Annotated in this window: 21 protein-coding genes; 15 read left to right on the top strand and 6 right to left on the bottom strand. The window is 67.1% G+C overall.

Annotated features, from left to right (window positions below):
• Window positions 1-289: 289 nt before the first annotated feature.
• Entirely contained in the window at window positions 290-721 is a 432-nt protein-coding gene (locus ABZU75_RS03180) for a hypothetical protein (RefSeq protein WP_355548993.1), read from the bottom strand.
• 32 nt (window positions 722-753) lie between these two features.
• Between ABZU75_RS03180 and ABZU75_RS03175 the strand changes: the two genes are divergently transcribed.
• Together ABZU75_RS03175 and ABZU75_RS03170 are read left to right on the top strand one after the other, a co-directional pair.
• Window positions 754-1,209 carry an RNA polymerase sigma factor gene (locus tag ABZU75_RS03175; protein WP_350912724.1) on the top strand — a complete coding sequence of 152 codons (456 nt, stop codon included), beginning with the start codon at window positions 754-756 and terminating at the stop codon, window positions 1,207-1,209.
• A 2-nt stretch (window positions 1,210-1,211) separates the two neighbouring features.
• The gene (locus tag ABZU75_RS03170; protein WP_355548950.1) at window positions 1,212-2,135 is read left to right on the top strand and encodes a hypothetical protein; all 924 of its coding nucleotides are present in this window, start codon (window positions 1,212-1,214) and stop codon (window positions 2,133-2,135) included.
• Window positions 2,136-2,404: 269 nt separating this feature from the next.
• On the opposite strand, the gene ABZU75_RS03165 is transcribed toward ABZU75_RS03170, so the two are convergent.
• Entirely contained in the window at window positions 2,405-2,701 is a 297-nt protein-coding gene (locus ABZU75_RS03165) for a hypothetical protein (RefSeq protein ID WP_355548947.1), read from the bottom strand.
• Window positions 2,702-2,860: 159 nt separating this feature from the next.
• On the opposite strand from ABZU75_RS03165, the gene ABZU75_RS03160 reads away from it, so the two are divergent.
• The 3 genes from ABZU75_RS03160 (at window position 2,861) to ABZU75_RS03150 (ending at window position 5,532) form a co-directional block, all read left to right on the top strand.
• Window positions 2,861-3,073 carry a hypothetical protein gene (locus tag ABZU75_RS03160; protein WP_355548944.1) on the top strand — a complete coding sequence of 71 codons (213 nt, stop codon included), beginning with the start codon at window positions 2,861-2,863 and terminating at the stop codon, window positions 3,071-3,073.
• A gap of 478 nt (window positions 3,074-3,551) precedes the next feature.
• A complete protein-coding gene (locus tag ABZU75_RS03155; RefSeq protein WP_355548941.1) occupies window positions 3,552-5,306 on the top strand; it encodes a hypothetical protein in 1,755 nt (584 codons plus the stop codon).
• Between the two features lie 49 nt (window positions 5,307-5,355).
• Window positions 5,356-5,532 (top strand): hypothetical protein, encoded by a 177-nt coding sequence (locus ABZU75_RS03150; RefSeq protein ID WP_355548938.1) that lies wholly within the window; start codon window positions 5,356-5,358, stop codon window positions 5,530-5,532.
• Here ABZU75_RS03150 and ABZU75_RS03145 read toward each other — a convergent pair.
• Window positions 5,529-6,344 (bottom strand): class I SAM-dependent methyltransferase, encoded by an 816-nt coding sequence (locus ABZU75_RS03145; RefSeq protein WP_355548935.1) that lies wholly within the window; start codon window positions 6,342-6,344, stop codon window positions 5,529-5,531. The genes ABZU75_RS03150 and ABZU75_RS03145 overlap by 4 nt on opposite strands.
• A 91-nt stretch (window positions 6,345-6,435) precedes the next feature.
• On the opposite strand from ABZU75_RS03145, the gene ABZU75_RS03140 reads away from it, so the two are divergent.
• From ABZU75_RS03140 to ABZU75_RS03110, 7 genes are all read left to right on the top strand, one after another.
• Complete coding sequence (locus ABZU75_RS03140; RefSeq protein ID WP_355548932.1) at window positions 6,436-6,918, top strand: MarR family transcriptional regulator; 483 nt, start codon at window positions 6,436-6,438, stop codon at window positions 6,916-6,918.
• Window positions 6,919-7,270: 352 nt separating this feature from the next.
• Window positions 7,271-7,627, top strand: coding sequence for a nucleotide pyrophosphohydrolase (locus ABZU75_RS03135; protein ID WP_355548929.1), 357 nt, complete (start codon window positions 7,271-7,273; stop codon window positions 7,625-7,627).
• 162 nt (window positions 7,628-7,789) lie between these two features.
• On the top strand, window positions 7,790-9,631 hold the full coding sequence (locus ABZU75_RS03130; RefSeq protein WP_355548926.1) for a DNA/RNA helicase domain-containing protein: 1,842 nt from the start codon (window positions 7,790-7,792) through the stop codon (window positions 9,629-9,631).
• 124 nt (window positions 9,632-9,755) lie between these two features.
• On the top strand, window positions 9,756-11,702 hold the full coding sequence (locus ABZU75_RS03125; RefSeq protein WP_355548923.1) for a DUF2075 domain-containing protein: 1,947 nt from the start codon (window positions 9,756-9,758) through the stop codon (window positions 11,700-11,702).
• A gap of 627 nt (window positions 11,703-12,329) precedes the next feature.
• Entirely contained in the window at window positions 12,330-14,240 is a 1,911-nt protein-coding gene (locus tag ABZU75_RS03120) for a hypothetical protein (RefSeq protein WP_355548920.1), read from the top strand.
• Entirely contained in the window at window positions 14,233-15,132 is a 900-nt protein-coding gene (locus tag ABZU75_RS03115) for a hypothetical protein (RefSeq protein ID WP_355548917.1), read from the top strand. The genes ABZU75_RS03120 and ABZU75_RS03115 overlap by 8 nt, the downstream gene beginning before the upstream one ends.
• Window positions 15,129-20,237, top strand: a complete 5,109-nt coding sequence (locus ABZU75_RS03110) for a DEAD/DEAH box helicase (protein ID WP_355548914.1) — start codon at window positions 15,129-15,131, stop codon at window positions 20,235-20,237. The genes ABZU75_RS03115 and ABZU75_RS03110 overlap by 4 nt, the downstream gene beginning before the upstream one ends.
• Before the next feature lie 309 nt (window positions 20,238-20,546).
• Here ABZU75_RS03110 and ABZU75_RS03105 read toward each other — a convergent pair whose 3' ends face one another.
• Complete coding sequence (locus ABZU75_RS03105; protein WP_355548911.1) at window positions 20,547-21,002, bottom strand: ATP-binding protein; 456 nt, start codon at window positions 21,000-21,002, stop codon at window positions 20,547-20,549.
• Window positions 21,003-21,369: 367 nt separating this feature from the next.
• Between ABZU75_RS03105 and ABZU75_RS03100 the strand changes: the two genes are divergently transcribed.
• From ABZU75_RS03100 to ABZU75_RS03090, 3 genes are read left to right on the top strand one after another with little or no spacing between them, the layout of a single operon-like run.
• On the top strand, window positions 21,370-22,245 hold the full coding sequence (locus ABZU75_RS03100; RefSeq protein ID WP_355548908.1) for a helix-turn-helix transcriptional regulator: 876 nt from the start codon (window positions 21,370-21,372) through the stop codon (window positions 22,243-22,245).
• 14 nt (window positions 22,246-22,259) lie between these two features.
• On the top strand, window positions 22,260-22,466 hold the full coding sequence (locus ABZU75_RS03095) for a DUF397 domain-containing protein (RefSeq protein ID WP_355548905.1): 207 nt from the start codon (window positions 22,260-22,262) through the stop codon (window positions 22,464-22,466).
• A 27-nt stretch (window positions 22,467-22,493) separates the two neighbouring features.
• Window positions 22,494-22,697 carry a DUF397 domain-containing protein gene (locus ABZU75_RS03090; protein ID WP_355548902.1) on the top strand — a complete coding sequence of 68 codons (204 nt, stop codon included), beginning with the start codon at window positions 22,494-22,496 and terminating at the stop codon, window positions 22,695-22,697.
• Between the two features lie 124 nt (window positions 22,698-22,821).
• Here ABZU75_RS03090 and ABZU75_RS03085 read toward each other — a convergent pair whose 3' ends face one another.
• Together ABZU75_RS03085 and brxD are read right to left on the bottom strand one after the other, a co-directional pair.
• Window positions 22,822-24,960 (bottom strand): DEAD/DEAH box helicase, encoded by a 2,139-nt coding sequence (locus ABZU75_RS03085; RefSeq protein ID WP_355548899.1) that lies wholly within the window; start codon window positions 24,958-24,960, stop codon window positions 22,822-22,824.
• The gene (gene brxD, locus ABZU75_RS03080) at window positions 24,960-26,288 is read right to left on the bottom strand and encodes a BREX system ATP-binding protein BrxD (RefSeq protein ID WP_355548896.1); all 1,329 of its coding nucleotides are present in this window, start codon (window positions 26,286-26,288) and stop codon (window positions 24,960-24,962) included. The genes ABZU75_RS03085 and brxD overlap by 1 nt, the downstream gene beginning before the upstream one ends.
• Window positions 26,289-26,307 lie beyond the last annotated feature (19 nt).

Here is a 26,307-nt window from a genome sequence, read left to right as displayed (position 1 = left end):
GTCCATCCGGCACGAGCTGTGTTCGGAGGAGAAGGAAGACCGAGGCTCGCTGACCAGCGGGAAGCGAACTAGGGGTGCGGGTCGGCGGCTCGGAGTAGCGACAGCAGGCCGTTGATGGCCGCGTACTCCCGGCACGCCTGTTCTCCGCCTACTCAAGGAGCCATAACATACGTGATTCCCCGGGACGCGTGGGCCTTCCAGTCGTAGGCACGGGGCGTCGCGGCCCGCGAGGTCCACACCGCCGCCGGCCAGACCCCAGGCGGTGCCGCACTGGTCAGCCCGGTGGCCGTCACTCGGTCGAGGGCGGGGATGGCTTGGTGTCGGTCCAACCGGACTCCAGCACCACGTTGACCCCCTTCTCCGGCACGCCTGCGACCTCGAAGGTCAGCACCTTGGAGGTGTCGGGGTCAATGATCAGCCTGATCCGGGGGGTTCGGTCGCCCTGTATCAGGAAGATCACGGCGACACCCGAGCGCCCCCGCGGGTCGGTGCTCCGGCCTTCGACCCGCACCCCGGGCAGCGTCGCCAGCGCCCGGTAGGCGGCGCCGCGCACCTGTGGGGAGGCGGGCAGTTCATACAGGAGCGAGGCCAAGGTGCGCGACAGGGACTCCTCCGCCGGACCGACGGCGTCCTTGTCTCTGCGGATCGCCTCAAGGGCCCGCTTCTTCAGCGCTTCAGGGTCGGCGGGCAGCGCCTCGATCTCCTTCAGGGTCAGGGGCATGGCACTCCAATCGAAACCGTTCGGGGGGCGACATCATCGAGGAGCTGTACCGCGAGCACTGGCCGCTCGTGTGCGGGTTCCTCCTGCGCAGGACCCGTGATCCGCATCTCGCCGAGGACCTGGCGCAGGAGACGTTCATCAAGGCGACCAGGGCACTGCTCGGCTGGCGGGGGGAGAACGCGGCGGCGTGGCTGCTCACGATCGCGCGTAACGCCCTGGTGGATCACGTACGCAGGAGCCACCGCGAGCTGGCCCTCCCGAACCCCGACGAGCTGGGCGTGCCGCCGCTTCACGTGGAATCGCTGGACGTGCGCGACGCGCTGGAGCGGCTGCCCGAGCAGCAGTGCCGGCTACTCACGCTGGTCTACTTCGAGGGCTTCTCGATGGTGGAGGTGGCCGCGATGACCGGCAGGTCGCACAACTCGATCAAAACTGCGGTGTGGCGGGCGAGAGCCGCCTTCGCCGACCTTTATGGGGAGAACCAATGAACATGCCTGAGATGCCAGACCTGCCGGACTTCGACCCCAAGCGCACCCGGCGTGCGGTCCGGCGGGGGCTGTTCAGGACGGTCGCCATCGTCCTGGCCGTGCTGGCGCTGCTCGCGGTGGCCGCGACCGAGGGCTCGTCCCTGGTGCAGACCCGCGGCGACCGGGAACGCCGCATGCAGGCCGTGCTCGGCACCGCCTTCAAGATCTACAGCCCGGCCTATATGGCGACGATCGACTCCTGCTGCCAGACCACACCCGTATCGATGTCGTTCGAGGTGACCGCGCGTCCCATGGGGCCTGCCGGAGCCTGGCCGGTCGGGAGCGAGTCGTACACGATCAGTCAGGACTTCTTCGGCCGCGTGCGACGCCTGCCGCTGGGCCACACCGCCAACACCAGGCTTTCCCAGTCCCTGTTCAACGTCGGCACCACGCTGACGGCCAAGGACGAGGTGCGCGCGGTGCTCGCCCGACTGCCCGCCGACCTCAGCGCGCTGGCGGTGGTGGAGTTCGAGCAGCCGCTCGGCGAGGCCGACCTGAAGGCGTTCGTAAAGCAGTACCGCTCCTGCGCCGAACGGGTCGTGTACGAGCGCAGACCCGGCTCCCTCCCGATCACCTGGGGCTTCGACTACTGGACCGACGCGCTGGACCACGGCAAGGGCGGCGACATGACCGATGACATGTGCGGTGGCAGCCTGCCGCAGTTCCGCAACTGGGCCGGCCTGCTGCGTGACCACGACAACGCCAACCTGCGCTCCTTCGACCTGTCCCTGAACCGGCTGCACAAGGCGGCCGAGGCCGGGCTCGCCTACGGCTATGTGGACCAGCTCAGCTCGGTCCGCGAGCTGCGAGAGCTGCTCAAGGACCCGAGGGTGCGCACAATCCGCCTGGCCGGCGTGGCGTTCGACCTGGACCGGCCTCGCCCCTAGCACGCGCCGCCTCGGCGAGTACTCGGACAACGCCTCCGTACAGACCGAAGCACGCCCCGATACTCAATCGAAGATCGGCACTATGGCTGGGGTCGATCATCGCCGGAACATCCGTCCCGGGCTTGCGAAAAAGCGCGGCGAGCAGCCGGAAACCACTGAAACAGGGCTGTACACCACGGCCGTGGACGCAACCCGACCGTATCTGATCGACGGCTGCCTGGCCGGGACTGGCCTGGTCCTCAAATCTTCGTAACTCCACGAATTAAAAATCAGCAGTGGTAGCCGAACTGGCCGAGGCGGTGGTGGGCGATCTCGATCTCGGCCGGCGTGAAGAGGTCCGCGAAGCGCGGCTGGACGACCAGCGCCTCGACGGTCAGGTCGAGGCGCCCGCGCTCCCAGAGAGCGGCGAAGCCGTCGGACACCGCCGGCGCGTGTAGGAGCTTGCGGGCCGTGGCGAGGCTGCCGTGCTCGGCGAGCATGCTCAGGAAGTACGTGGCGTGGTAGTTCGCCTCGGCGCGCGCCCTGTCGTAGACGGAGCGCATCGCCTCGTTGAACTCGACGTCCACCGCCGTCCCGGTCTCCGGTTCGTCTCCGGCAGCAGGGGACCCCGGGCCCTCAGAGGTCCCGGAGGCGCTCTCTTACGCGTCCAAGCGGAGACGGTGCTCACCCTGCCCTTGGCATCCTCGGCCACAGCCTCGGTCTTGGTGTAACGCCCCCAGGAGGCGGTGACCGCGAGCGCGTCGACCTCGCCGGGCACAGCGAACGACAGTCCCATGGACGAGGCCCAGATCCGGCCGAGGTTCTGCGGGGTGAGCACCTCCGGCAGCTCACCGTCGGTGCTGTCGCCCTCGACCCCGATCTCGGTCTCCGGCAGCTCGCCGGCGTCCTCCCGGGCCGACCTGGGCGACGGCTTCGGGCCGAGCATGCCGACCAGGTAGCGCTCGCGCGGCCCCGACGTCCTGGGCGGGAGCTCCTCACTGTCACCGCCCCATGGCCCGAGCAGGTCCAGCCGGACGAGCTTCTCGAACGCGTCACGCACCTGGAAGGAGGTTCCCGGTTCGAATGTCTGGGGAGTGTCCAGCTCAGGGGCCGCCTGTTTGTTTTTGACCGGTTCAGCGGGAATTTCGGGCGACAGGTTAAGCCTTTGCCGCCTATCCCATAGGTCCGGAAACAGGTCTTCCTGGTCGTTTGTCACGCCCGCCGACACCTCTCACAGAACCCACGCCTGGCCGTTCGCTGAAACAAACTTAACCCTGTTTTTGGCATGGCTCTCAATGTCGAAGCAGACACGAATAACATTAACGGATATATGAGGATATTTTTCGCCGAATATTCCACACCCTCTGATCGGCGGGGCGGGACCGCTCGTTCCGCTGTGTCCGCCTGTACGGCGGTGCCGCGCTAAGATCACGTTCCGTGCTTTCGGATAGTTCCTGGCGGATTATCAGGATTGGATTAGTAGGTCTGGTTCTTGCGGCGGCGGTCGCGGGCCTGGTGCTCGGCGACGCCTGGCTCTGGGCGGCCGTCGAATGGTCGCCACCGGCCTATGCGGAGTTCTACGCGCGCGACGGGTTTGACACCCCGACGACTGTGGCGCTGCTCGTGGCCGCCCTGGTGAAGGCCACGCTCCTGTGGCTGATCCTGCGCGCCCCCGCGCCGGGACCGCTGGACCGCCGAGAGAAGGCGCTGCGCCGACTGCTGTATCTGGCGGTGGCGTACGCCCTCGTGCTGTGGTATCCGATCGCGCTGCTCCCCGACGCGGTCGACGCGGCATTCCAGCTCGCGCTATGGACCGCGATCGACGTCCTCTACCTGCTCGTTATCCGCTGGCGGTCCCGCATGCTGCGCGCGGCGGCCGGAGCGATGTTCGCGGTCGAGCTGGCCGGGATGGCCAACGAACTGCTCGACGAACTCGACCTCCCAGAGCTTGGGTCGGGCGACATCGTCGCACTGGGCTTGATGCTGGGCGGAGTGGCGGCGACCATCATCACGGTCGTCGGGCAGCGGCGCGACGGCCGATGGAGCCGCGGCACGCAGGTCGCCGGGTGGCTGTCGGTGGGCGTCTACGCGCTGGCGATCCCGCTCAACATTCTCTTCGCGAGGATTCCCAGCGGCAATCTGGCGATGCTGGTCATGATGGACGCGGTCGGGCTCGTCAGCACCGTGTGGATCGCGGCGACCGCCCGTGAACTGCCCGTTGAGGGCCGCCCGGCAGACCTTCCGCCCGCGCGCCGGCGCGTGATCCGCGTCGCGGTGGCGGCCGTGGCCGTACTGCCGATCGTCGCATTGATCCACCCGGAGCAGACCCCGCACCTCACCTACACCGGCTGGTCGATGGACTGCTATGACCGGCCCAGCTTCGGCGACCTGAAACCCGCGGAACGCGACGCCGCGTTCCTGTGCCGGGCGCGGAGCACAGATGGCGGGGTCCCACCCATGTTCCCGGACAACCTGTCGGACCAGGGGATCCTCGCGTACGGGCGGGCGCTGTGCCGCACAAAGGACCGCGACGAGCAGGAGGCGATTCTGACGCGGGCCGGGAGCACGCGGCCCGCCTGGGGCGTGGACCCGTGGGACCTCGTCTACGTCTGCCCGGAGGTCGTCGGCGCGACCCATCCCGAGCTGCTGCGGTCGACGGCGGAGATGGAGGCGGCGAACACCGCCTACATCGCCGAGAAGAACGCGAAGTGCCGCGACCCGTGGCCCCGAACGAAGGGGGTCGTCCAGGCCACGGCCAACTACTTCCTGTTCGTCGACGGCGATCCCGGCTATGTGGTCCACGACCCCGAAGGCGAAGCGGCCGACGAGGCGGCGGAGCAGGCGATGGACAAGGTCTACGACGACAGCGCCCTCATCGGGCACGTCGCAGACGTCGTTGATCTGTGCCTTACAGTGAAGGCCTTCCGCACCGCGCCGCCACCGCGGACGGCCGGGTGGGATCAGGTCAACGAGATGCCGATCGTCAGCCGCAGCGGCCGTCTCACCGTGCCGGAGATGGGCGAGGGCGGAGAGGTGGGCGCGGGTGCCCCGATGCCGAACCTGGCGATCGCGGGGAAGGGCCGCTACCGGCTCCGTGTCTACGTGCGGGTCGACGACGCAGGAGAGGAGCAGCATCTGGTCGTCGTGTTCCCTGGTGCGTCGAGGAAGCGGCTCAAGCTGAAGCCGTCTTGAGGTCGTCCACGCTGAACACCTCTGCCGTCCGGCGCTGGTCGGCCTGGCCGTGGACGGCAAGACGCTCCACGGGCAGCCGCACCGGCGGCACCGTGTGCACCTGCTGGCCACCGCACGCAACGACGACCGGACCGTGATCGCCCAGCATCAGATCGCGACCAGAAGTGGCGAGATCCCCGCGTTCACCTCGCTGCTGTCCAGCCCGCACTGGCCGTCGGCGCGTTAGAACCGGAACCGCACGATGCGGGTGGACCGTTTCATGCCCGGCAGTAGGTTCATGAGGCGGTACATGCGGCGCACGTTCGCGGGCGCCTTGGCCATTAGCACCGGTGAGTCGTTCATCGGCGCCTCGTCGACGTATTCGAGCCGCGGGTGCCAATCGGCCGGCGCGGCCGGGTCGTTGAAGCCGCAGTGGAACCGGGTGCCGTATTTGCGCAGCGTGGGGTCCCATTTCGAGGTGCGCCACGCCCAGACCGACACCGTGTCGAACTGTATTTGGCCGGTGGGGAAGGAATCGACGACGCAGGTCAGCAGCCGCTTGACGTCAGTCTCGGTCAGGTAGGGCACTAGTCCCTCGGCGATCACCAGCACCGGCCGACCGTGGGGGACGCGTTCCAGCCAGGCCAGGTCGGTGACGCTGGAGGCGATCAGGGTGTAGTGCTCGCGCGGCGGCAGGAATTGTTGCCGTAGTTCGATGACGGAGGGGTAGTCCAAGTCGTACCAGTCGACAGTGGCGGGCGGGTCGATCCGGTACACCCGGGCGTCGAGGCCGCAGCCCAGGTGCAGCACCACCGCGTCGGAGTGATCGGCGAGGAAGCTTCGGGCCCAGTCGTCATGGGCCTTGGCGCGCACCACGGCGGCGAGGCCCAGCTGGCTGGTGCCGAATCTGCGCTTGTCGTAGTCGGGATCGAGGCGGCGCATCGCCTGTTCGGCGTATTCGTCGCCGAGGATCGGGTCCGGCAGCCGGTTGTCCAGTGCTTTGGCCCTGAGGACGGGACTGAGGGTCTTCTGCACTCCGACGAGTTCGCTGTCTTTCATGACAGCGACGATACTACTCATATTTCACGAATTTCGTGAAGTTTGTGAATCATCTTAAACTGGCGAGTCCGCGACGATTAAGGGAGCTTTGATGACGCGAGCGAACGACGGTGCCATCGCTGATTTCCGGGAACGCTTCGCGCAGATCATGGTCGAAGCCGGCATGCCCCGGATGGCCGCGCGCGTGTACGCCGCGCTGCTGGTTACCGACTCCGGCAAACTGTCGGCCGCCGAGCTCGCCGAGCAACTGGGCGTCGGCGCGTCGGCGATCTCGGGGGCGGTCAAATACCTGGTGCAGGTACGGCTGGTCGAACGCGGCCGCGAACCCGGTACCCGGCACGACTTTTGCCGGATACACGAGCACACCTGGAGTCACTTCGTCAGCCAGTCCGACCCGATGCTGGTCCGGGTGCAGGCCGGCGCCGACGAGGGCACCGCGCTCTTGGGTCTCGACTCCCTCGCCGGGCAGCGGCTGGACGAGACCCGCCGGTTCTTCGCGTTCCTACGCGAGGAGATCAAGCAGTCGATGGCGAAGTGGCAGCGGCTCCAGGCGGCCGAACGCGAGGCCGGCTAGAGACAGTCAGCAGGATAAGGAGGTCTTGGTCGAGGCGGGGATCGCGGGCGGCGTGGCCCAGGAGGGTTCTGACCTTGTCAAGGGTGACTCCGAGCTCACCGGCGATCACCTCCGGCTCCTCGCCGGCCTTCGTCATGGACTCGATCACCGATAGCGATTGACAGGAGCGACGACGCAACTACGATGGGTAATGCGCGGTCGGGTACGAACCGCGAAGTGAGGCCGGGCTTCCCGCCGCATGACGGGCACCCGGCCATCGCGTGTCAATCGCCCCCCTTCGTGCCTGTCGATGCTCACCGACCTCGGCGCCTTCGGTTCGAACCATGGTTTCCACGGCTTGTAGCGTGCTGCCATGACAGAGCTTGAGGAACTGGCTGGCAGGTTGCGGCGGTTCGCGCATGAGCGGGAGTGGGAGCAGTTCCACACCCCGAAGAACCTGGCCATGGCCCTGGCCGGAGAGGTCGGGGAACTCCTCGCGGAGCTGCAGTGGCTCACCCCCGAGGAGTCCGCGCGGGCCATGGAGGACCCGGAGGCCGCCGGGCGCCTGCGCTCCGAACTCGCCGACGTCATGGTCTACCTGACCCGGCTCGCCGATGTGCTGAACGTCGATCTCGTCGAAGCCGCCCATGCCAAGCTCGACCAGAGCGACAGACGCTACGACGTGGAGACCTACCGGGGGTCGGCCAGGAAGGCTCCGCCGCTCGCCTGATTTTGTCGGATGATCGCTGTAATGTGCCTGACGTAGTGATGCGGCCCGACGGGCTTCCGCTCATCGTCTGAGCACGGACACGCCCCCACACCGCACGAGTCTCTCGTGCTGCCTGGGGGTAGGTCCGTGACGGCATTTCGGCGTTCCGCCGAAAGTCTGGCCATGCCGGTGACCGACGGTTCGGTTCCCGAACGGCGGTTGAGCGAGGTCATCGCCGAGCACCTCCGAAGGACCGCGCACATCAACCCCTCCGACGCCGAGCGCAGGTCCTGGGACCGGAGTCTTCCCGTCCTGGCTCGCGATCTGGTGGACGCCGGGCTCGGCGCCGTCGAGATGCTCGTCGAGTACCAGCTCCCGCTGACCAGCAAGCGCGCCGACGTGATCCTCGCCGGAGTCGACCGCCGCACCGGCGACGACGCCTACCTGGTGGTGGAGCTGAAGCAGTGGAGCCAGGCCGAGCTGTTCGAGGACGATCCCCAACTCGTGCTCGTCGGAGGCGTGTCCGGCGGCCCCCGGCTGCACCCGGTGCTCCAGGTCGAGGGCTACTGCGACTACATCGTCGACTTCGTCGCGGCCCTGGAGGGCCGGAGCGACGCGCTCGGAGGTGTGGCCTACCTGCACAACGCGGCCGACCTGGACGTCCAGGATCTGTACGCGGAGGTGCGGAGCGAGCGGAGCCGCATGTTCACCAAGAACCGCCGCGGCGCCTTTCTCGACTACCTCCGCGAGCGGTTCGCCCCTCAATCGGGTGCCGCCGCGGCCGACCGGTTGCTCGCCAGCGCCGTCCGCCCCTCCAAGCAGCTCCTCAAACTCGCCGCCCAGGAGATCAGGGACCGCGAGCAGTTCGTCCTGCTCGGCGAGCAACGGCTGGCGTACGAGATCGTGCTGAACTCCGTCGGCAGAGCTCGCGGGGCGGACTCGAAAGAGGTCGTCGTCATCACCGGCGGCCCCGGGAGTGGCAAGAGCGTCATCGCGCTGTCGCTGCTGGGCGAGCTGTCACGACAGGGCCGCGCGGTCCTGCACGCCACCGGGTCCCGCTCGTTCACCGAGACGCTGCGCCGGGTGCCGGGCAAGGGCTCCTCAAAGGTGAAGGGTCTCTTCAAATACTTCAACAGCTTCATAAAGGCCGAGCACAACGGTCTCGACGTCCTCATCTGTGACGAGGCGCACCGGATCCGGGAGACCTCGCAGAACCGATACACCCCGGCCCGGCTGCGCAGCGACCGCCGCCAGGTCGACGAGCTGATCGACGCCGCCAGGGTGCCCGTCTTCCTGCTGGACGAGCACCAGGTCGTGCGGCCCGGCGAGATGGGCACCGTGGCCGAGATCAGGGGCCACGCGGAGGCCCGCGGGTTCCGGGTGCACGAGATCTCCCTCGACGAGCAGTTCCGCTGCGGCGGCAGCCGTGCGTACGAGGAGTGGGTGCTGCGCCTCCTCGGCCTGCGAGCCGGCGGCCCCGCGCCGTGGCTCGGAGACGACCACTTCTCGGTCTCGGCGGCCGAGTCTCCGCAGGAGCTCGAGGCCCTGCTGCGCTCGAAGCTCGACAAGGGCTACTCGGCCCGGATGACGGCCGGCTTCTGCTGGCCGTGGAGCGAGCCCCGCCAGGACGACACGCTCGTCCACGACATCCGGCTCGACGGCTGGTCCCGCCCGTGGAACGTCAAGGGCGACCGGGCGGTGGGTGACGCGCCCGCGAGCGCGCTCTGGGCGACCCAGGAAGGCGGCTTCGAGCAGGTCGGCTGCGTCTACACCGCCCAGGGCTTCGAGTACGACTGGAACGGCGTGATCATCGGCCCGGACCTGGTCTACCGCGACGGCAGGCTCGTCACCGTTCGAGCGGCCAGCAGAGACCCTGCCCTCACCCGGGGAACCACCGACGAGCAGGCCGACCGGCTGATCCGCAACACCTACAAGGTCCTGCTCACCCGCGGAATGATCGGCACCTTCATCTGGTCCGACGACGCGGAGACCCAGGAGTTCATCCGGAAGCTGATGCGGGCCTGAGTGCCCGAAGAACACGACAGACAAGCAGCAACTTCTTCACCGTATCGACATCGCGGCCCGACGGGCTTCCGGCGACGGACACGCCCCCACACCGCACGAATCCTTCGTGCCCTGGGGGTAACGCATGCTCAAGCAGTTCGGGCCTGCCTACAGAGCTTCCGCCGGAACGCTCTTCACGACGCTTTCCACGCCGACCTCCGAGATGGAGAAGGCGTTCACCGCGGCACTCGCCGAATCGACGAAGCGGCAGACGGGAAGAACCGCGGGGAAGAGCCAGCTGCGGGCGTGGACCAACAGCCTCTCGGCCCTCGCAGGTGATGTGAACGACGCGGGACTCGACAGGATCGAGGTGATGATCGAGTTCCCCATGCCGCACAACAGGAGGAGCTCGGCGGACGTGATCCTCGCCGGGGTCAACCGTCACACCGGGAAAGACCTCTTCGTCGTGGTCGAGCTCAAGCAGTGGAGCGAGGCGGAGCTCTACGAGGAGGACGAGAAGCTCGTGACGGTGCCGGGGAGCCGGAACGACTACGACCCCCATCCCGCCATCCAGGTCTCCAACTACTGCCAGCAGCTCGTCGAGAACTGCAGCGCCGTCGACGGGGAGCCCGACGCGGTGGAGGGGGTGGCGTATCTGCACAACGCGACGCGGCAGAGCGTTCGGGGTCTTTTCGACCTAGCGCTGGACAGCAACGTCCGGCTGTTCACCAAGACGGAGCGGAGTGCGTTCGTCGACTACCTCAAGGACAGGTTCGAGAACACGGACGGGCGCCATGCGGCCGAACGCCTTGTCAACGGGCGGGTCCAGCCGAACCAGCCTCTTCTCAAGAGGGCCGCGAACGTCCTCAAGGGGCGCGACAAGTTCATTCTCGTGGACCAGCAGCAGAAGGCCTTCGAGATCGTGCGGCACGCGGTCGAGGGCTCCTTCGCCGCGAACACCAAACGGGTCGTCACCATCACCGGCGGTCCCGGCAGTGGGAAGACCGCCGTGGCCATCGAGCTCCTGCACTACATGGCCAGGGCCAAGCGCCGTACCTGGTACGCCACCGGCTCCCGAGCCTTCACCGAGACGATGCGCCGCTTCGTCACCGGCAGCGACAAGGAGCTCAAGAACCTCTTCAAATACTTCAACGACTTCGCGACCGCCGGGCCCAACGAGGTCGACATACTGATCGCCGACGAGGCGCATCGTGCCCGACTGAAGTCCTTCGACCGGTTCAACGCGAGCAAGCGCAGCGACCGCCCGCAGATCCAGGACCTGATCAACGCGGCCCGGGTGCCGGTCTTCTTCCTCGACGAGCACCAGGTGGTGAAACCGGGCGAGGTCGGCACCCTGGCCGCGATCAAGTCCTACGCGCAGCAGTTGAACGTCATCCATCACCACATCCCGCTCGAAGGCCAGTGGCGGTGCGGTGGGAGCGTCGCCTACGACCTGTGGGTGCGCAGCCTGCTCGGCCTCGGCGTCGAGGACGGTGAGTGGGACGGCGGCGCGGGGCCGCAGTCATGGGAGAGCGACGAGAACTTCGAGGTGGTCATCGCCGAGTCCCCGGCGGACATGGAGGCCATCCTGGCCAGCAAGCTCTCCGAGGGCTGGACGGCCCGGATGACCGCCGGATTCTGCTGGCCGTGGAGCAAGCCGAATCCTGACAAGACCCTCCACCCCGACGTGAAGATCGGCGACTGGGAACGCCCCTGGAACGCGAACAGCCCTTCCAGGGTCGGTGAGGCGCCCCCGAGCCAGATCTGGGCCAGCGCTCCCGGCGGGTTCGGCCAGATCGGCTGCGTCTACACGGCCCAGGGCCTGGAGTTCGACTGGGCCGGGGTGATCATCGGACCTGACCTGCTGGTGCGCGGCGGCAGGATCGTCACCGAGCGCGCGGGCAACCAGGACAAGGACCTGACGAAGTCGTCGGTCACCCCCGAGCAGTTCGACCGCCTGGTTCGCAACACCTACAAGGTGCTGCTGACCAGGGGGCTGGCAGGGGTGGTCCTGTACTCGACGGATCCCGAGACCCAGGAGTTCCTCTCTGGACTCGTCAACGGCTCCGTGCCCCGGTCCCCGCAGGGGTGAGCGGACCGGGGCGGCCTCCGGCAGGGATGACTCGCCCGGAGGCGTCTCCGTTCGGAGCCGCGGTTATCCGGCCTGATCCGCAGGAGACGGCCGGGCCACCGGCGCGCACCACACGATCTCGCCGCCCGAGGTCGGCCGGGAGCAGGCCGACGAGATGGAGGCCACATCCGTCCTCGTCGTCCAGGCCGGAGGTACTGAGCAGTGGCGGGGGGGGCGGCAGGTCTCCCAGAAGCGCGGCACACTCAATCAAAGGAACCTACTGTCGGACATAACCACGCATCAGGCTACAAATAGCTATGCGTGCCGCTTATCTCTCAAATAACTCAAATGATCCGAAAGATTCTCGTGTGGCGCCCTTTCGCATAGATCTTTCTACTCAAAAGCCTCACAGGTAAACCAGAACACCGCTCGCCACGTCTGTTGGTCATGGGGTCACCTACCAAAGCGGTCACACGACTACCGCTACCGATTGGCTTAGCCGAACCGTTCAACACAACTCAGCTCAGCCAATGCGCGGATCAGGCGAAGAGCGTTCTGACGTGACCTCACTGAATCCAAACGTATATCAATCCGATGGTCTCCCCAAGAGGGTGATCACATGCCATCCACGCACTACGGATAGCCCTCATGCGCTCCTATAACTGGTGGCAGAGGCGCCTCACCCAGGAGTTCTTCGGCCCCGACCAGAACGGTCACCCACTACTGTTCTTCGTCGATGACGAGAAAGCCGTGCAGTTACACGGCGATGCCAAGGCCACCGATTCCATTGATGACTTGTGCGCTGCCGTCGCGCAGGAGGCCCTCGACTGGCATAGCCACGCATACGAGCCGATCCTCCAAGAGTACTTCACCTGGAAACGGTCCACACGAGAAGATCCACCGCCATGCCTGCCGCTACTCGCGGTGTGCGTTCTGGCCGCGACTCGGATGCGCGGTGAAGGCGGAAGGGGTGCTCACCACTACTACGCTCGGCTGGCCGACTTGCTCCCTCCGCCGAGTTGGTCACACCAGACCAACCACGGGAAATATCTCCAGCGTGATTACGGAACGGTGAGAGACCTCTGGACGTATCTCCACAAGTGGCTGGAGGAACGCGGAGGAACGCGGGGGGTGAGCACGTTGCGCACTTCCACGGGACAGAAGCTCATTGGATATGCCCGCTCGCAGGCCCTCATCTGCGCCGCCGATCGACAGCGGCTGACTCCGTTCTTCGAAGAGTGCACGGTACGTGACGAGACCGCCCTCCTGCAGGGGCTGCGGATGTGGAAGAACAGGTCGCGTCTCTCCGCCCGACTCCGAGAGGCCCTGAGCAAAGGCGACCTCGACGATTTCCTCGGCCCGCTACTGGTCGCCCTCGCCACATCTGACGATCGTCCCCCTCCGGTTCCAATCGGATTGCGCCGACTACCGTTGCGGATCACCGCAGCCGACGACCCACGGGACGGCTGGACACTGCGGTGGCGGGCAGAACGCCTCGTTGGCGTCGGCGGGGACGTGCTGACACACCCCGGTGGCAGTCTCTCGGTAACCGCAGAAGGCGGAGGATCTCTGTACGCGCTCTCAGGCGACCTACCGGAAATCGGCCAGAGCCTCACCTCCGGGTTTGTCGCGCGTGGCGAGCATCTGGAAGTCAGCCTTCCATCCCAGATGAACCCGATCACCCTCCAAGAGGATCCCCTTGGCGGATGGACGGAGGTCGAAAAGGCGGCTCCCCACTTGCCCTCACTTCTCCTCTTCGATGCGCGAGGCGAGAAGAAGGCCAGAGACCTTCTGACAGAGGCAGGTATCACCTGGGAGGACCCTGAGGAGAGTTCCGTAGACGGCTGGTTCGTGGCGGCCGACGTCGAGTTCACCGAAGGTGCCGGAGCGGTGGCACGACGGCCCCGGTTCGCAGGTGGATTACGTGTCCAACACTTCGGCGAACGGCGGCACTACCTCGTAGGGGGTGAGCCGGACCTGATGGTGCCGACAGGGGTGGGCAACGTGCGGCTTGACGGTGAGCCCATCTCTTGCGACGGAGAGCGGACGGAGCTCAGAGGCCGAGGACTCACCGCCGGCAGCCATGTGATCGACACCGAGAGCGGACGGATTACCTTCCACCTGCACACCCCTCGGCAGGGCAACGTTCCCAGAAGTCTGGACCCACCGAAAACAAGTTCCCAGCATCCCCCGGTGAAAAGAGCCACGGTGATCGACGCCGAAGGTCACCACACCGACCTGAACACGGCGGAACCGCCTGCCTGGTGGCACGTGCGGCACACCGGACTGTCCGGCAGCCCTAATGCGATGGAGATCCCCGACTCCGCCGTCTGGCTCGTGATCGACCGCCCAGACGGCACTATCGAGGCCCAGATGCTCCGCCCAGAAGAACCACGGATCAGCCAGGTCACCCCGGAGATGTGGAAATTCTGGACAGTCATGTACGTGATCGAACATCGGCCATCAGCGAAACTCTGGACGCGATATTTAAAGAAGGTATGGGAAGTCCATAAGAGATATCTGCAGACGGCGTCGGTGAACGGTCGCGGCCATGACTGACAGTCTCGCTGAATTCGACCCGGATCTCTGCGTGTCCTGGCTCGCCGAGGTCGGCTCGGGGCGGCTGGACCGACTCCGGCGCGACATCGCCTGGGCTGCCTGGACCACCCCCGGCGATGCCTCCCAATGGATCGAGTTGCTGGAGGCCATGGGTTTTCTCCGCCTCGACCGGACCGCTCGCACCTGGCAGGCCCGGCCGTTGGCCCTGACGCCCCTCCCCGGTGAGACCCAGGTGACCCTGATCACCGGTGCCCGTCCCACCCTGGAGAACTGGACAGATCTCCCGGGACTGGTCGTGTGCCAGCACCGACAGGAGACTCCGATCCTGCCGCCATCGACGGTGTGGTTTCAGGGGCATGAGGAGCAGGCACAGAGCGCACTCGGCGTCGAACTCGCACGGTGTGCCGCCGAGCAAATCGCGGATGAGCTACCTCCTCTGAAACTCGGGCAGCCTGGGTCCGGTCCTGCCCGTAACACCGAGTTGACCGTTTTCGACAAGTTCTCTGGACAGTTCAGGAAGTCGCGACCGGACCCGATTCCGTCTCCGGGGCTGTACAGATATCTCCTGCACGGGCGTATTCCCCAGTACGTTCTCCTCCGCGACCGCCACTGGTATCCCATCGGCAGGGACGAGGGAATTCATCTGTCCCTGTCCTCCACCACTTACCCTCTCCGTTGGCAGGCGGATCAAGCCGAAGGCACCCGGCAGGGCACAGGACGGCTCACCATCGATCATCGGACTCCACTGCCCCGCCGTCACAGAGAGGCCGCGGTCCTGTGCACGGGTCTGCCACCGCTGCGAGTGACGGGGGGCTTGGCCTATGACGGGGTGCCGCGACAGATCGCGGAGAAGATCGCCACATCGCTGCACCGGAAAGTGGAGATTCAATGAGCGGGCTCGACGTGACGCAGACCTTCGATGCGCTGCGTGAGGCGTACCTGCGGTACTACGACACGGCGTTCCGGCTGCGGGATCCGCAGCTGCAGGCGGAACGGCGGTCGTTGCTGGACACACCGGGCGGGATGTACACCGAGCCCTATGTAGAGGTGCGGCCGGAATACACGACCACAGGCCGCTCTCTCGCCGATTCCACAGCGCTAGCCGGTGCCCCTGCGGAACTCGCCGACTTCGCCCAGTTGGGACTGCTCGGCCCAGGTCAGGAGCTGTACACCCATCAAGAGGAAGCACTGATCCACTCTCTGACCTCCGGCCGGAACGTGGTCGTAACGGCGGGAACCGGATCGGGGAAGACCGAGGCGTTCCTGTTGCCGATCATCGCAGACCTTCTCGCGGAATCCCGGTCCTGGGGTGGCACGCCAGGGACAGTGAAGCACTGGTGGGATCATTCCGGCGCGCCGTACGTGCCACACCGAGAGGGAGAACGAGGACGTCCCCGGGCTGTACGGGCCATGATCCTGTACCCGACGAACGCCCTGGTCGACGATCAACTGGTGCGGTTACGCCGGGCGCTGGACGGCGAGACGGCGAGGGCGTGGCTCGACGCGAACCGGGGCGGGCACCGCTTCTACTTCGGCCGGTACACCGGGGCGACCCCGGTACTGGGCCGACCGGACCAGACGGGTGCGGTCAAGCAACTACGGGATTTCCTTCGGGAGGCGCAGGACCGGAGCCGTCAGGCGGCGAAGGCCGACGGTGACACCCGGTATTTCGCGCCCCGGCCCGGCGGCGCCGAGATGCTGTCGCGCTGGGACATGTACCACACCCCGCCGGATCTGCTCATCACCAACCATTCGATGCTGAACATCATGCTGCTGAGGGATCGCGACGAAGGATTCTTCACGGAGACCCGGCGCTGGCTCACCAAGACGCCGGGGGCCCGATTCACCCTGGTCGTCGATGAGTTGCACATCCACCGGGGTACGGCCGGAACGGAGGTCGCCTACCTCCTCCGGAATCTCCGGCAGCGGCTGGGCATCATGGACCGTCCGGAACGGCTGCGGATCATCACCACATCGGCGTCGCTGGATTCCGAGCGGGACCGGTCCTTCCCCGAGCAGTTCTTCGCCGTCAACCAGAAGTCATTCGAGTTCATCCCGGGGAAGCTGGCGGTGGGCGGTGGCCGCACGGTCCCTCTCCGGGACGCCACGGTCGCCGCCACCGAGAAGATTCGCGCGCACCTGTTCTTCCGCAATGTCTCGGGCATGTGGGCGTGCTCGGATCCGGCATGCCCTCAGATCCCAGGCGGCGCGTACGAGGGGCGGGGCATCGGCCGTATGTACGCCCGGCCACGGACGTTCTGTGTGTGCGGCGCCCGCGTGCTGGAACTGCTCTTCTGCCGATCCTGCGGGGACGTTTTTCTCGGTGGATACGCCCCGTGGGAAGCGTTCGACCGTCCCGCCTTCGACTCGCACCTCCTTCCAGACACCCCGGACCTGTCGAGAATCCCGGACCTGGCCAGGCCGGATCGCACGGCCCACAACTATGTCGTGTACTGGCCCCGGACTCACCGGCAGCAGGCGGGCAACAACGACAGCTTCCAGCGAGGAGGCGGCGCGGTGACCATGTCCTTCCGCCGCTCCGTCCTCAATCCTCGGGCCGGCACACTCACTAACCAGGAGGAGGGCACGACCGGCTGGAGCTTCCACATCGAATCCAGCAAGAACCCGGAGACCGGTGCGTCTCGGGTCGACCTCGACAAACTCTCCCCGTTCCCGACCCGCTGCCCCTCGTGCGCCGCCGACTGGGAACGCACTAAGAACAGCACCATCGGTGTTCTCCCTCTGACCCACCCTGACCGGCAACTGTCTCCCATCAGCGCCATGCGAACCGGGTTCGAAAAAGTGAACCAGGTTCTCTCAACGGAGCTCGCGACCCAGTTCGATGATGCCGCAGACCGCAAACTCATCGTCTTCTCCGACAGCCGGCAGAACGCCGCGAAACTCTCCGCGGGCCTCGCCCTGCGCCACTACCAGGACCTGGTGCGGATCTTCGCACTACAGGGAACCAAGGAGCAGACCGTCAGCGGTGACGACATCGCCCGAGCCAGGACCTCGGGCAACCGGGCCGACCTCGATCGGCTCGCCGCGAAAGATCCGAACGCGCTGAAGGACCTACGTCTGGCCTGGCTCGACGAGGACGAAGAGGCGGCCGCGATCGCCGCGGCCAAACTCACCGCTCCACTCCGCCTTGAGCTGCTCGCGAAGACCGTCATCCACCGACGACTGATGGCGCTCGGCGTCAACCCGGCCGGTCCCCGGCCCTCCGTGCAGCAGCCCGGCGGGGCCGACTGGCACACTCTCTACGATTGGACGGTCACGCCCCCGAGGCTCATTCCCGCACTCTCCGACGCGCTGCTCGGCACCGTGCAGAGCGCCGAAGGCGATCTGCTGGAGAACACCGTGGAGGCGCTGTTCTCCGGCTCGAACCGCGACTTCGAATCGCTGGGGATGGGCTGGATCGACGCCGCCGACCAGCGGATCGACACGAAGCTTGCCGGGCTCGGCCGGGGCAGCCTGCGGATCCTCGCCGAACTGCGGCGCTTCCACGACCTCCGCGACCCCTACGTCTCGAGTGTCCCCAAGCGGCTGAACAGTTACTGGAAGAAGGTCGCCGAGGTCCACGGCCTCGATTTCCATGACGTACGCGACCAGGCGGAGACCTACTGGCGGGGGATCGTCACCGACTTCCTCCTCGATCCCGCGAAGGTCGCGATCCGCCCCGCAGGGGACCGCGCCTGGCGCTGCGGGATGTGTGGCCGACAGCATCTCGCCCCGAGCGCCCGCGTGTGCACGGGCTGCCGGGGGCGGCTCCCAGCGGAACCGGAGCCGCTGAGAGCAGCCGAAGACGACTACTACGCGTGGAAGGCCGCGACCGCGTCCGGAGCGTTCCGGCTGAACTGCGCGGAGCTGACCGGGCAGACCGGCCGGGTGGAGGCGCAGCGACGGCAGGCCCGGTTCCAACGGGTCTTCCTCGACGAGGAGGAGCGGCCTCTCGTTCACGAACTGGACCTGCTCTCGGTGACGACCACGATGGAGGCGGGAATCGACATCGGACCGCTGTCCGCCGTGGTGATGGCGAACATGCCGCCCACCAGGTTCAACTACCAGCAGCGGGTCGGTCGCGCGGGTCGTCGGTCATCGCCGGTCGCGGTGGCCCTCACTGTCTGCCGGGGGCGGAGCCACGACGAGCACTACTTCCGCAATCCGGGAGCGGTGACCAACGATCCCGTTCCCCCGCCCTACCTGGCATTGGACCGCTTGGAGATTCTGGAGCGGACCGTCGCGAGCGACACCCTTCGGATGGCGTTCGCGGCCACCGGCCTCGCCGCCGACCGCACCGGCGGTGTTCACGGCCAGTTCGGCAACGCGGCGGAGTGGCCCGAGGTCGAACCCGTCATCCGTCGGTGGTGCCGCGAGAACCCGGGCCTGATCGTTTCGAGCGCCGCCGCCTTCACCGCCTTCACGGCATTCGCCCCTGAACGATTCGATGAGGAATGGGCGGAACGGCTCCTCGACCGTATCGGAGAGCTCGCCGCTCTTCCCGGGGAAAGCGAGGACCTCGGCGAACGCCTCGCGCATCTCGGGATACTCCCCATGTTCGGGTTCCCCACCCGAGTGCGGCAGCTCTATCTGAAGGAACCCAGCCGCTCGTATCCATGGCCACCGGATGCCACCGTCGATCGGGATCTCGCACTCGCGGTGTCGTCCTTCGCCCCCGGAAGCGAGATCGTGAAGGACGGCGAAGTCTTCACGGTGGTGGGCGTCACCGACTTCGTCCCCAACTCCTACGGCAAGCCCAGGCCGATTCCCGAACCGCTTACGAACCAGCGGATGATCGGGCTGTGCTCGGCATGCAACCATCTGGGACCGGGGAAGGAGGGGCCGTGCCCACTGTGCGGCTTCGAGCGGTTCCGCGTTGTGGACCTGCGGGAGCCTGTGGGATTCCGGGCCAGCCCGCCCCGAGATTTCGACGGGAACTTCTCCTGGTCGGCCCGGATGGTGACCGCCCGTGCCACCACCGATCTGGATGCCTTGCGCCCTACGTCGTGGCGCGCCGCGAAACTCTACTCGGGGCCAGGGAAGCGCTACATCGTCAACGACAACGACGGCGAGGGGTTCGCGTTCCGGAAGGCCTCCGGCAACTGGGGCGGTTACGTCGTACCGCAGGACGTCGATCCGACGGCGAAGGGCTTCGGGGAACCGGTACGGGCCGCGCTCGGTGCCGTACTCCCCACGGACTTCCTGTTCGTCGGTCCGCGGGCGACCACGGATCCCGAGCAGGGCCTGCGGCTCGGCCTTGACCTGCCCAGGCCCCGGTTCCGCGCCGATCTCCATCAGGGGCGGCGCGCCGCCTGGTACTCACTGGCGTTCCTGCTACGCACCGCCGCCGCGGAGTTTCTCGACGTCGACCCGCGAGAACTCATCGCGGGCGTGCACCCGGGACCTCATCGTGAGGGAACGGCGCTGTACGCCTTTCTCGCGGACGCGCTGGAGAACGGCGCGGGGTTCAGCACTCATCTCGGCGAGGTCGCCGAGGAGTTCACCGGGCATGTCGCCCGCTTCCTCGCGGATCTCACCGACCCCGCGCACGCCGACGCCTGTGAGACGTCGTGCTACGGCTGCCTGCGGGACTACGACAACATGGTGTTTCACCCTTTGCTGGACTGGCGGCTCGGCGCTGATCTGTTCACAGTGCTTTCCGACGCTCCGCTCGCCCTGACCGCCTCGTCGGCGAGACGTGAGCGGGTGTCGCTGGGAGGACTGCAGGCGCTGTACGACGGCACCTTCCTGCTGCCGGACATGGGTGTCATGGGGATGAAGGCGCGGCGCGCACCGTACGCCATCGTGGTCCGCCATCCTTTGGAGGCATGTGAGGAGGACCTGACAAGCCCTCGCCTCAAAACCGCGCTCGAAGCGGCACTCACCCATGCGGGTGATCCCTCACGGGTCATCGTCACGGACTGGTTCACCGCCGAACGCAGTCCTCTCCTCGTCGTCCAGCAGGTGAACTCCCGCCCCAGACGGATCCGTGGCTGAACAGTGGCCGGTGACCGCCCGCTCCTTCCCCGAAACCGTGTCCGCCAGTGGACGCGATGTTCTTGGGGGGTTGAGTCGCTCCTGCCATATGGCTGCCGATCGGCGCGATCTCCAATAGCGGTTGGACAGGAACGACGACGCAACTACGATGCGTAGTGCGCGGTCGGGTACGAATCGCGAAGTGAGGCCGGGCTTCCCGCCGCATGACGGGCACCCGGCCATCGCGTTTTAATCACCCTCTTCGGGCCTGTCGACACTCACCGACCTCAGCACCTCTCCCAGCATCCCCACGTAGTGGGAGCGTGACGATCACTCAATCCGCTCCCCGGGAGGTGGCGGGGAGGCCAGGGTGCACCAGACGATTTTGCCGCCGGGGGTGGGGCGGTAGTAGCCCCAGTCGGTGGCGAGGAGGTCCACCAGGTGGAGGCCGCGGCCGTGTTCGTCGTCGGGGGTGGGGTCGCGGACGACCGGGGTGAGGGGGCTGGCGTCCCAGACGCGGAGTACGACGGTCTCGCCCATCCGGTAGAGGTCCATCCAGATCTGGTCCGGGTCGGCGTAGCGGATCGCCTTGGCGGCGTCAGGGCACGCGGTGTGCGCGGTGATGGCGTTGGAGACCAGTTCGGAGACGATGAGCTGGGCGGTCTCGATCAGGTCGTCCCGGTGCCAGCTCTCCAGTACGCGCCGGACGTGGACCCGGGCGTAGTAGGGCGAGGTCGGGAAGACGGAGAGTTTGAGGTACTGCGTGCTGCTGGTGGCACCGGTCATTTCACCCGCTCCTGGTCGGTACGTCGGGCATAGGACCGGCACCGTTCGCAGCCGGGGACGCCGCTCTCCCCCACGGGGGACGGGGGCACGGTGCCGGTCCTACGGGAAGTACGGCCGGGGAGCGTCGCAGATGTATCGCCGGTCGTACCGCTGGGGCCGGACGGACACCCGATACAGGGTGGGCCGCCTCGGGAGGGAAGATTGTCCGCCCGGCCGTCTGGGGAAATCATGCGTTTCGCCTTCCAGGGGGGCACCCACCTGGAATGCTTACGGAGAGAGCATGCACCATCACTCTTGGTTAATGCAAGGGACTTCATTTGTTCTCACACATGATCCAGAGATGCACCAAATGCGGGAGAGGTAGGGAATGAGCGAAAAGACACCCCCGTCATCCGGCAAGCGCCAACCTCCTACGGTGCGTCTGCGCCGCTTGGCGTCCGAGCTACGTCGTCTCCGCCAGGCCGCCGGACTCTCCCAGGATGACGTCACAGAGAAAACCCACGTCAACATCGTCACGCTCTACCGAATCGAGACCGCCAAGACCAAACCGCAGCTCAGGACACTCCTCGCCCTGCTCGACATCTACGGCGTCACCGGCGACACCCGTGCAGATCTGATAGCCCTGCAGAAGGAAGCTAAGCAACGCGGCTGGCTACACAGCTTCGAGGCGAGTCTCCCCGACCAGTACACCGCCCTCATCGGTCTGGAGGCAGAGGCCGAACAGGCCATCAACTACGAGTCACTGTTCATCCCCGGCCTATTGCAGACCGAGGACTACATCCGGGCGATGATCCGCGGTGTACGGCCGACCGCCACCGACGAAGAGATCGAGAATCGCGTCAGCGCCCGGCTGCAGCGGCAGGCTCTTTTGGAGGGAGACACCCCTCTCCGCCTGTGGGCGATCCTGGATCAGGCCGCCCTGCTCCGGCAGGTCGGCGGTGCCTCTGTCATGCGTGCCCAACTCAAGCACCTGGCCCAGCAGGCTCGACGCCCGCACATCACCATCCAGGTCATCCCGTTCTCCGCCGGAGCCCATCCGGGAATGCCCGGCAGCTTCATCGTCCTGAAGTTCGCCGAGGACAACTTCGACGTGGTCTACATCGACAGCATGGCTGGCGACCTATTCCTTGAGAAGGAATCGGATATCGAGATGTATAACCATATGTGTCAGCATCTTCGCGCGGTAGCGCTCAGCCCAGCCGACACAACCGCGCTACTCGCATCTCTACGCGAAGATCATTAGCGGAAGGAACCGAGATGCAGCCAGATCTATCCGGTGCACGCTGGCGCAAGAGCAGCCTCAGCGCTGACGGAGCAAGCTGCGTCGAGATGGCATTCGTCGGCAACGACGTCGCCGTCCGCGACACCAAGAACCGCGACGGCGGCACCCTCATCTTCCACCGCACCGAGTGGACCACCTTCATCAACGGCATCAAAAACGGCCACTACGACAACCTCGTCTGACCACCCCAAAAAGAGCGAGGAAACAGGATGCGGAAACCCGACCTCTCCCCTGCGCGCTGGCGCAAGAGCAGCCTCAGCGGCCAAGGCAGTTGCGTCGAAGTGGCGTTCACCGACGACACCGTCGCCGTCCGCGATACCAAGAACCGCGACGGCGGCACCCTCACGTTCCACCGCGACAATTGGACCGCCTTTATCGGCGGGATCAAAAACGGCCACTTCAACGGCATCTGACAGTTCCCCGGAAAACAAGGTCGTCTTCCGAGGGACTCGCGCTTCCCGGAAGACGATCCAGGGGGTATCTCGCAGTCGTCGACAGTCCGGTGTCCTGGGCCTGCCGGAGCCCCGGATGCCACCGTCAGGAGGACGAAGCGAGCTGCAGGCGCACCGGCTCGGTCAGCGCGGCGCGTGCCCCCTCGAAGTCGGCCAGCCGGGCCGCGACCGTCGCCACCGCCAGCCGTTCCGGCAGAACGGCGGAGAACTTCAGCCCTTGGACGGCACGATGGTCGACGTCCGGCAGCACCAGTAGTTCGCCGTCCCCTGCGCTGGCGCGTGCCTCGCGCCAGGCAGCGGGCGTCAGGTCCTCCCGCAACCGTACGGAGAAGTCCGTTGGCCGCTGCACCGGATCGGCGATCGACGGCAGCGTGGCGACAAGCGTCGCGTTCGCGCGATAACCGGCCCAGGTCCACCACCGCACGTCGTCGCCCGCCCGGGTTATCAGCGTCCCCCCGGGATGCACGATGTCCGGCGCCTCCTCCTCCCGCCATTCGGCGAGCCCGGCCTGAGCCCTGCGGGTCAGCGACACCGGGGGATCCGCCCCGAGCAGTACCTCCCGCATGGCTCGCGTCAGTGTGTAGGACAGCCCGGCGATGCCACCGCTCGTCCACTTCGCGATCCCGCCGCCGTCGGCAGGCTCGACGAAGGCCCTCTTACGCGTCCAGTCGATGAAGGTCACCCGCCAGCTCCGGCCGCCGAGCAGCAGCAGCCGGGGCCCCGGCCTCTCCTCGGTCAGCACCGAGGCGTCGGTCTGCCCGATCTCCTGGCGTCCGGCCAGCACGGTGAACTGCGGCGGGGCGGTGAAGGAGGCGGTCAGCTCGATGAAGTGGCGCCGTCCGAATCGCCGCTCGGCCTCGGGTCCGATGAACAACATCCCGCCGTCCTCGTTGAGGAATCCCGCATCGACCATGTGCCGCAGGATGGGGGCCGCCGAGCGGTCGAAGGGTTCCAGCCCGTTCCATTCCTCCGGCCACAGTTGATCGCCGATCGTGTGTTGCTGGAGGGTGGCGGCGAGCAGTTGCTGCGCCACCAGATGACGCGGTTCCGGCGGTGCGATGACCGGTTCCACCCAGCCGCGCCCCCACAGCAGCAGCAGACCCGCGGCCTGGAGCAACGTCTCCTTCCTCGTCGTCAGGAACAGGCAGTTCCGTACGCTGCCGGACCGCCGCCCGGTGCGCCCGATGCGCTGCAGGAACGACGCGACGGTGCCGGGCGCGTCGATCTGGATGACCCGGTCCAGGTCACCCACGTCGATACCGAGTTCGAGCGTCGAGGTGGAGACGATGACGCAGTCACGGGCCTCCGCGAAGGCCCGCTCCGACCGCGCGCGTTCCTCGGCGGACAGCGAGGCGTGGGACAGGAAGACGTTCACCTCGCGGGTTCGCAGGGCCGCACCCAACTGCTCCACCTGCCGCCGCGAGTCGCAGAACACCAGCCGCTTCTCTCCCTGGTGCAGTGTCGCAATCAGCTTCGCGGCGTTGTCCAGCGAGCCGACGTAGTCAAGTTCGACGTCCCCGGCCGGGCTGGGGCCGTCCGCGACGGCGAGCGCCAGGTCGGGCGCCACCACCTGTCCGGGCCGCTTTCCTGCACCGGCTCCCTGTAACCACTCAAGGAGATGCTCCGGGTTTCCCACGGTCGCCGACAGGCCGATCCGCTGGATGGCGTGCCCGGTCACCCGCTCCAGCCGTTCCAGCACGGCCAGCAGGTGCCAACCTCGGTCGTCGCCCGCGAAGGCGTGCACCTCGTCCACGACCACCGCCCGGACCCGACCCAGCAGGTGTGCGTGATCGGTCTTCACGCCGATCAGCATCGCTTCGAGCGACTCGGGGGTGGTGAGCAGGATGTCGGGCGGGTCGGTGCGGATCCGCCGCCGCTGCGACTCCCGGACGTCTCCGTGCCAGAGCGCGGCCCGGCGCCCGAGCCACTGGGCGTACGTGTCGATCCGGGTGACCAGGTTGTTGAGCAGTGCCTTGAGCGGACAGAGGTAGAGCACCGACGTTCCGGTCCAGTGCTGTCGCGCCATCGCGGACAGCAGCGGGAAGCAGGCCGCCTCGGTCTTGCCGCCCGCGGTCGGGGCGAGCAGCACCGCGTCCTCGCCGTCCATCAGCGGCCCGATCGCGGTCCGCTGCAGCGGGCGCAGGTCGGGCCAGCCGAGGCTGTTCACGATGTGGTGCAGGACGACCGGATCGAGCCGATCCAGGGGATCGGCACGGTCCGCCATCACAGGTCCAGGTCGACGTCGTCGGCCGAGACGGCGAGGTTCCGTTCGAGGTCGGTGAGTTCACTGCCCTTCACGGTCAGCGTGTAGTGCTGCCGGGGGTCGAAGTCCTCGAACTGGTCGATGCGGTCGAGCACGTCACCGACGAGCTTCTTCAGGAACAGCCGGGGAGCCACCCCGACCTTGCCGCCCAGTGCCCCGCCGACCGCCCCTGCCAGATCGGTGACGTACGCGTCGTCGGCGAGGGCCTCGATCCGGTCGGACGCCCTGGCCCCGGCGGCATAGAGGTCGCGCACGGTCATCCCCAGGCCCACCAGCGATTCCAGGGTGAAGCCGGACAGCCGGAGCTGCACCGCGCGCGGGTTGTCGAAGCGCGGGTCGGTGGTGAAGTCGGTCGCCAGCCGCTGGGCCAGCGGTGCGAGGCGTTGCACTCCCTGCTGCCCGTCGTAGAACGCCGGAGTCCCGGTGATCACCAGATACAGGCCGGGGAAGCGGCCCGAGTGCACCTCGTCGATGAGCTGCCGCAGCGCGTTGAGCGCCTTGTCACGCGCGTCGGAGCGCACCCGCTGCAGGGTCTCGACCTCGTCCAGCACGACGAGGAGTCCCGGGTGCCCGGAGTCGCGCAGCACGGTCAGGAGCCCCTGCAGGAAGCCGAGCGCCCCGAAGTGGTCGAGGTCCCCGCGCACACCCGCAAACCGGCGCGCGGCGGCGGCGACGTGCGGCTGCCCGCCGAGCCAGGCGAGGACCGCCGCGGCGGTCGTCTCGTCCTCCTCGGCGAGCGCGGACCGGTAGCCGCGCAGCGCGGTCGCGAAGGACGGCGCGTGCCGGGACACCTCGGTGAGCCGGGCGGTCAGCAGCCTCTCCACCCTGGCGGCCAGCTCGTCCTCGCCCGCTCCGGCGGCGAGCGCGTCCTCCTCCAGCGTGTAGAACCACGCGTCCACCACCGAACGCAGCGCGCTCGGCGGGAAGCTGGCGGTGGTGAGTCGCTCGGTCAGCCGCCGGTAGACGGTCTCCAGCCGGTGCAGCGGCGTCTCGGTCTCCGAGATCTGGATCTCGGAGACGGCGAAGTTCCGCCGTTTGGCCCGCTCCCCCAGCCAGCGGGTGAAGAACGTCTTGCCGGACCCGTACTCCCCCCGCACGGCCTTGAAGACCGAGGCGCCGGAGGCGACCGCGTCCAGCTCGGCGTCGAGTGCCGACTCGAACCGGTCGAGGCCCGTGGCGAGCAGGTCGAGCCCGCTCTCGGGTACGGCGCCGCGCCGCAGCGCGTCGATCACGGCACGGCGGCGTGCCACGCTGACCTGGATCGGACGGGACGATCGAGCGGTACTCACAGCCACCAGTTTTCCATCG

It is taken from the genome of Streptosporangium sp. NPDC005286 (assembly GCF_040607515.1).
Lineage (GTDB): Bacteria > Actinomycetota > Actinomycetes > Streptosporangiales > Streptosporangiaceae > Streptosporangium.
This window is presented reverse-complemented; position numbering and strand designations above follow the sequence as displayed.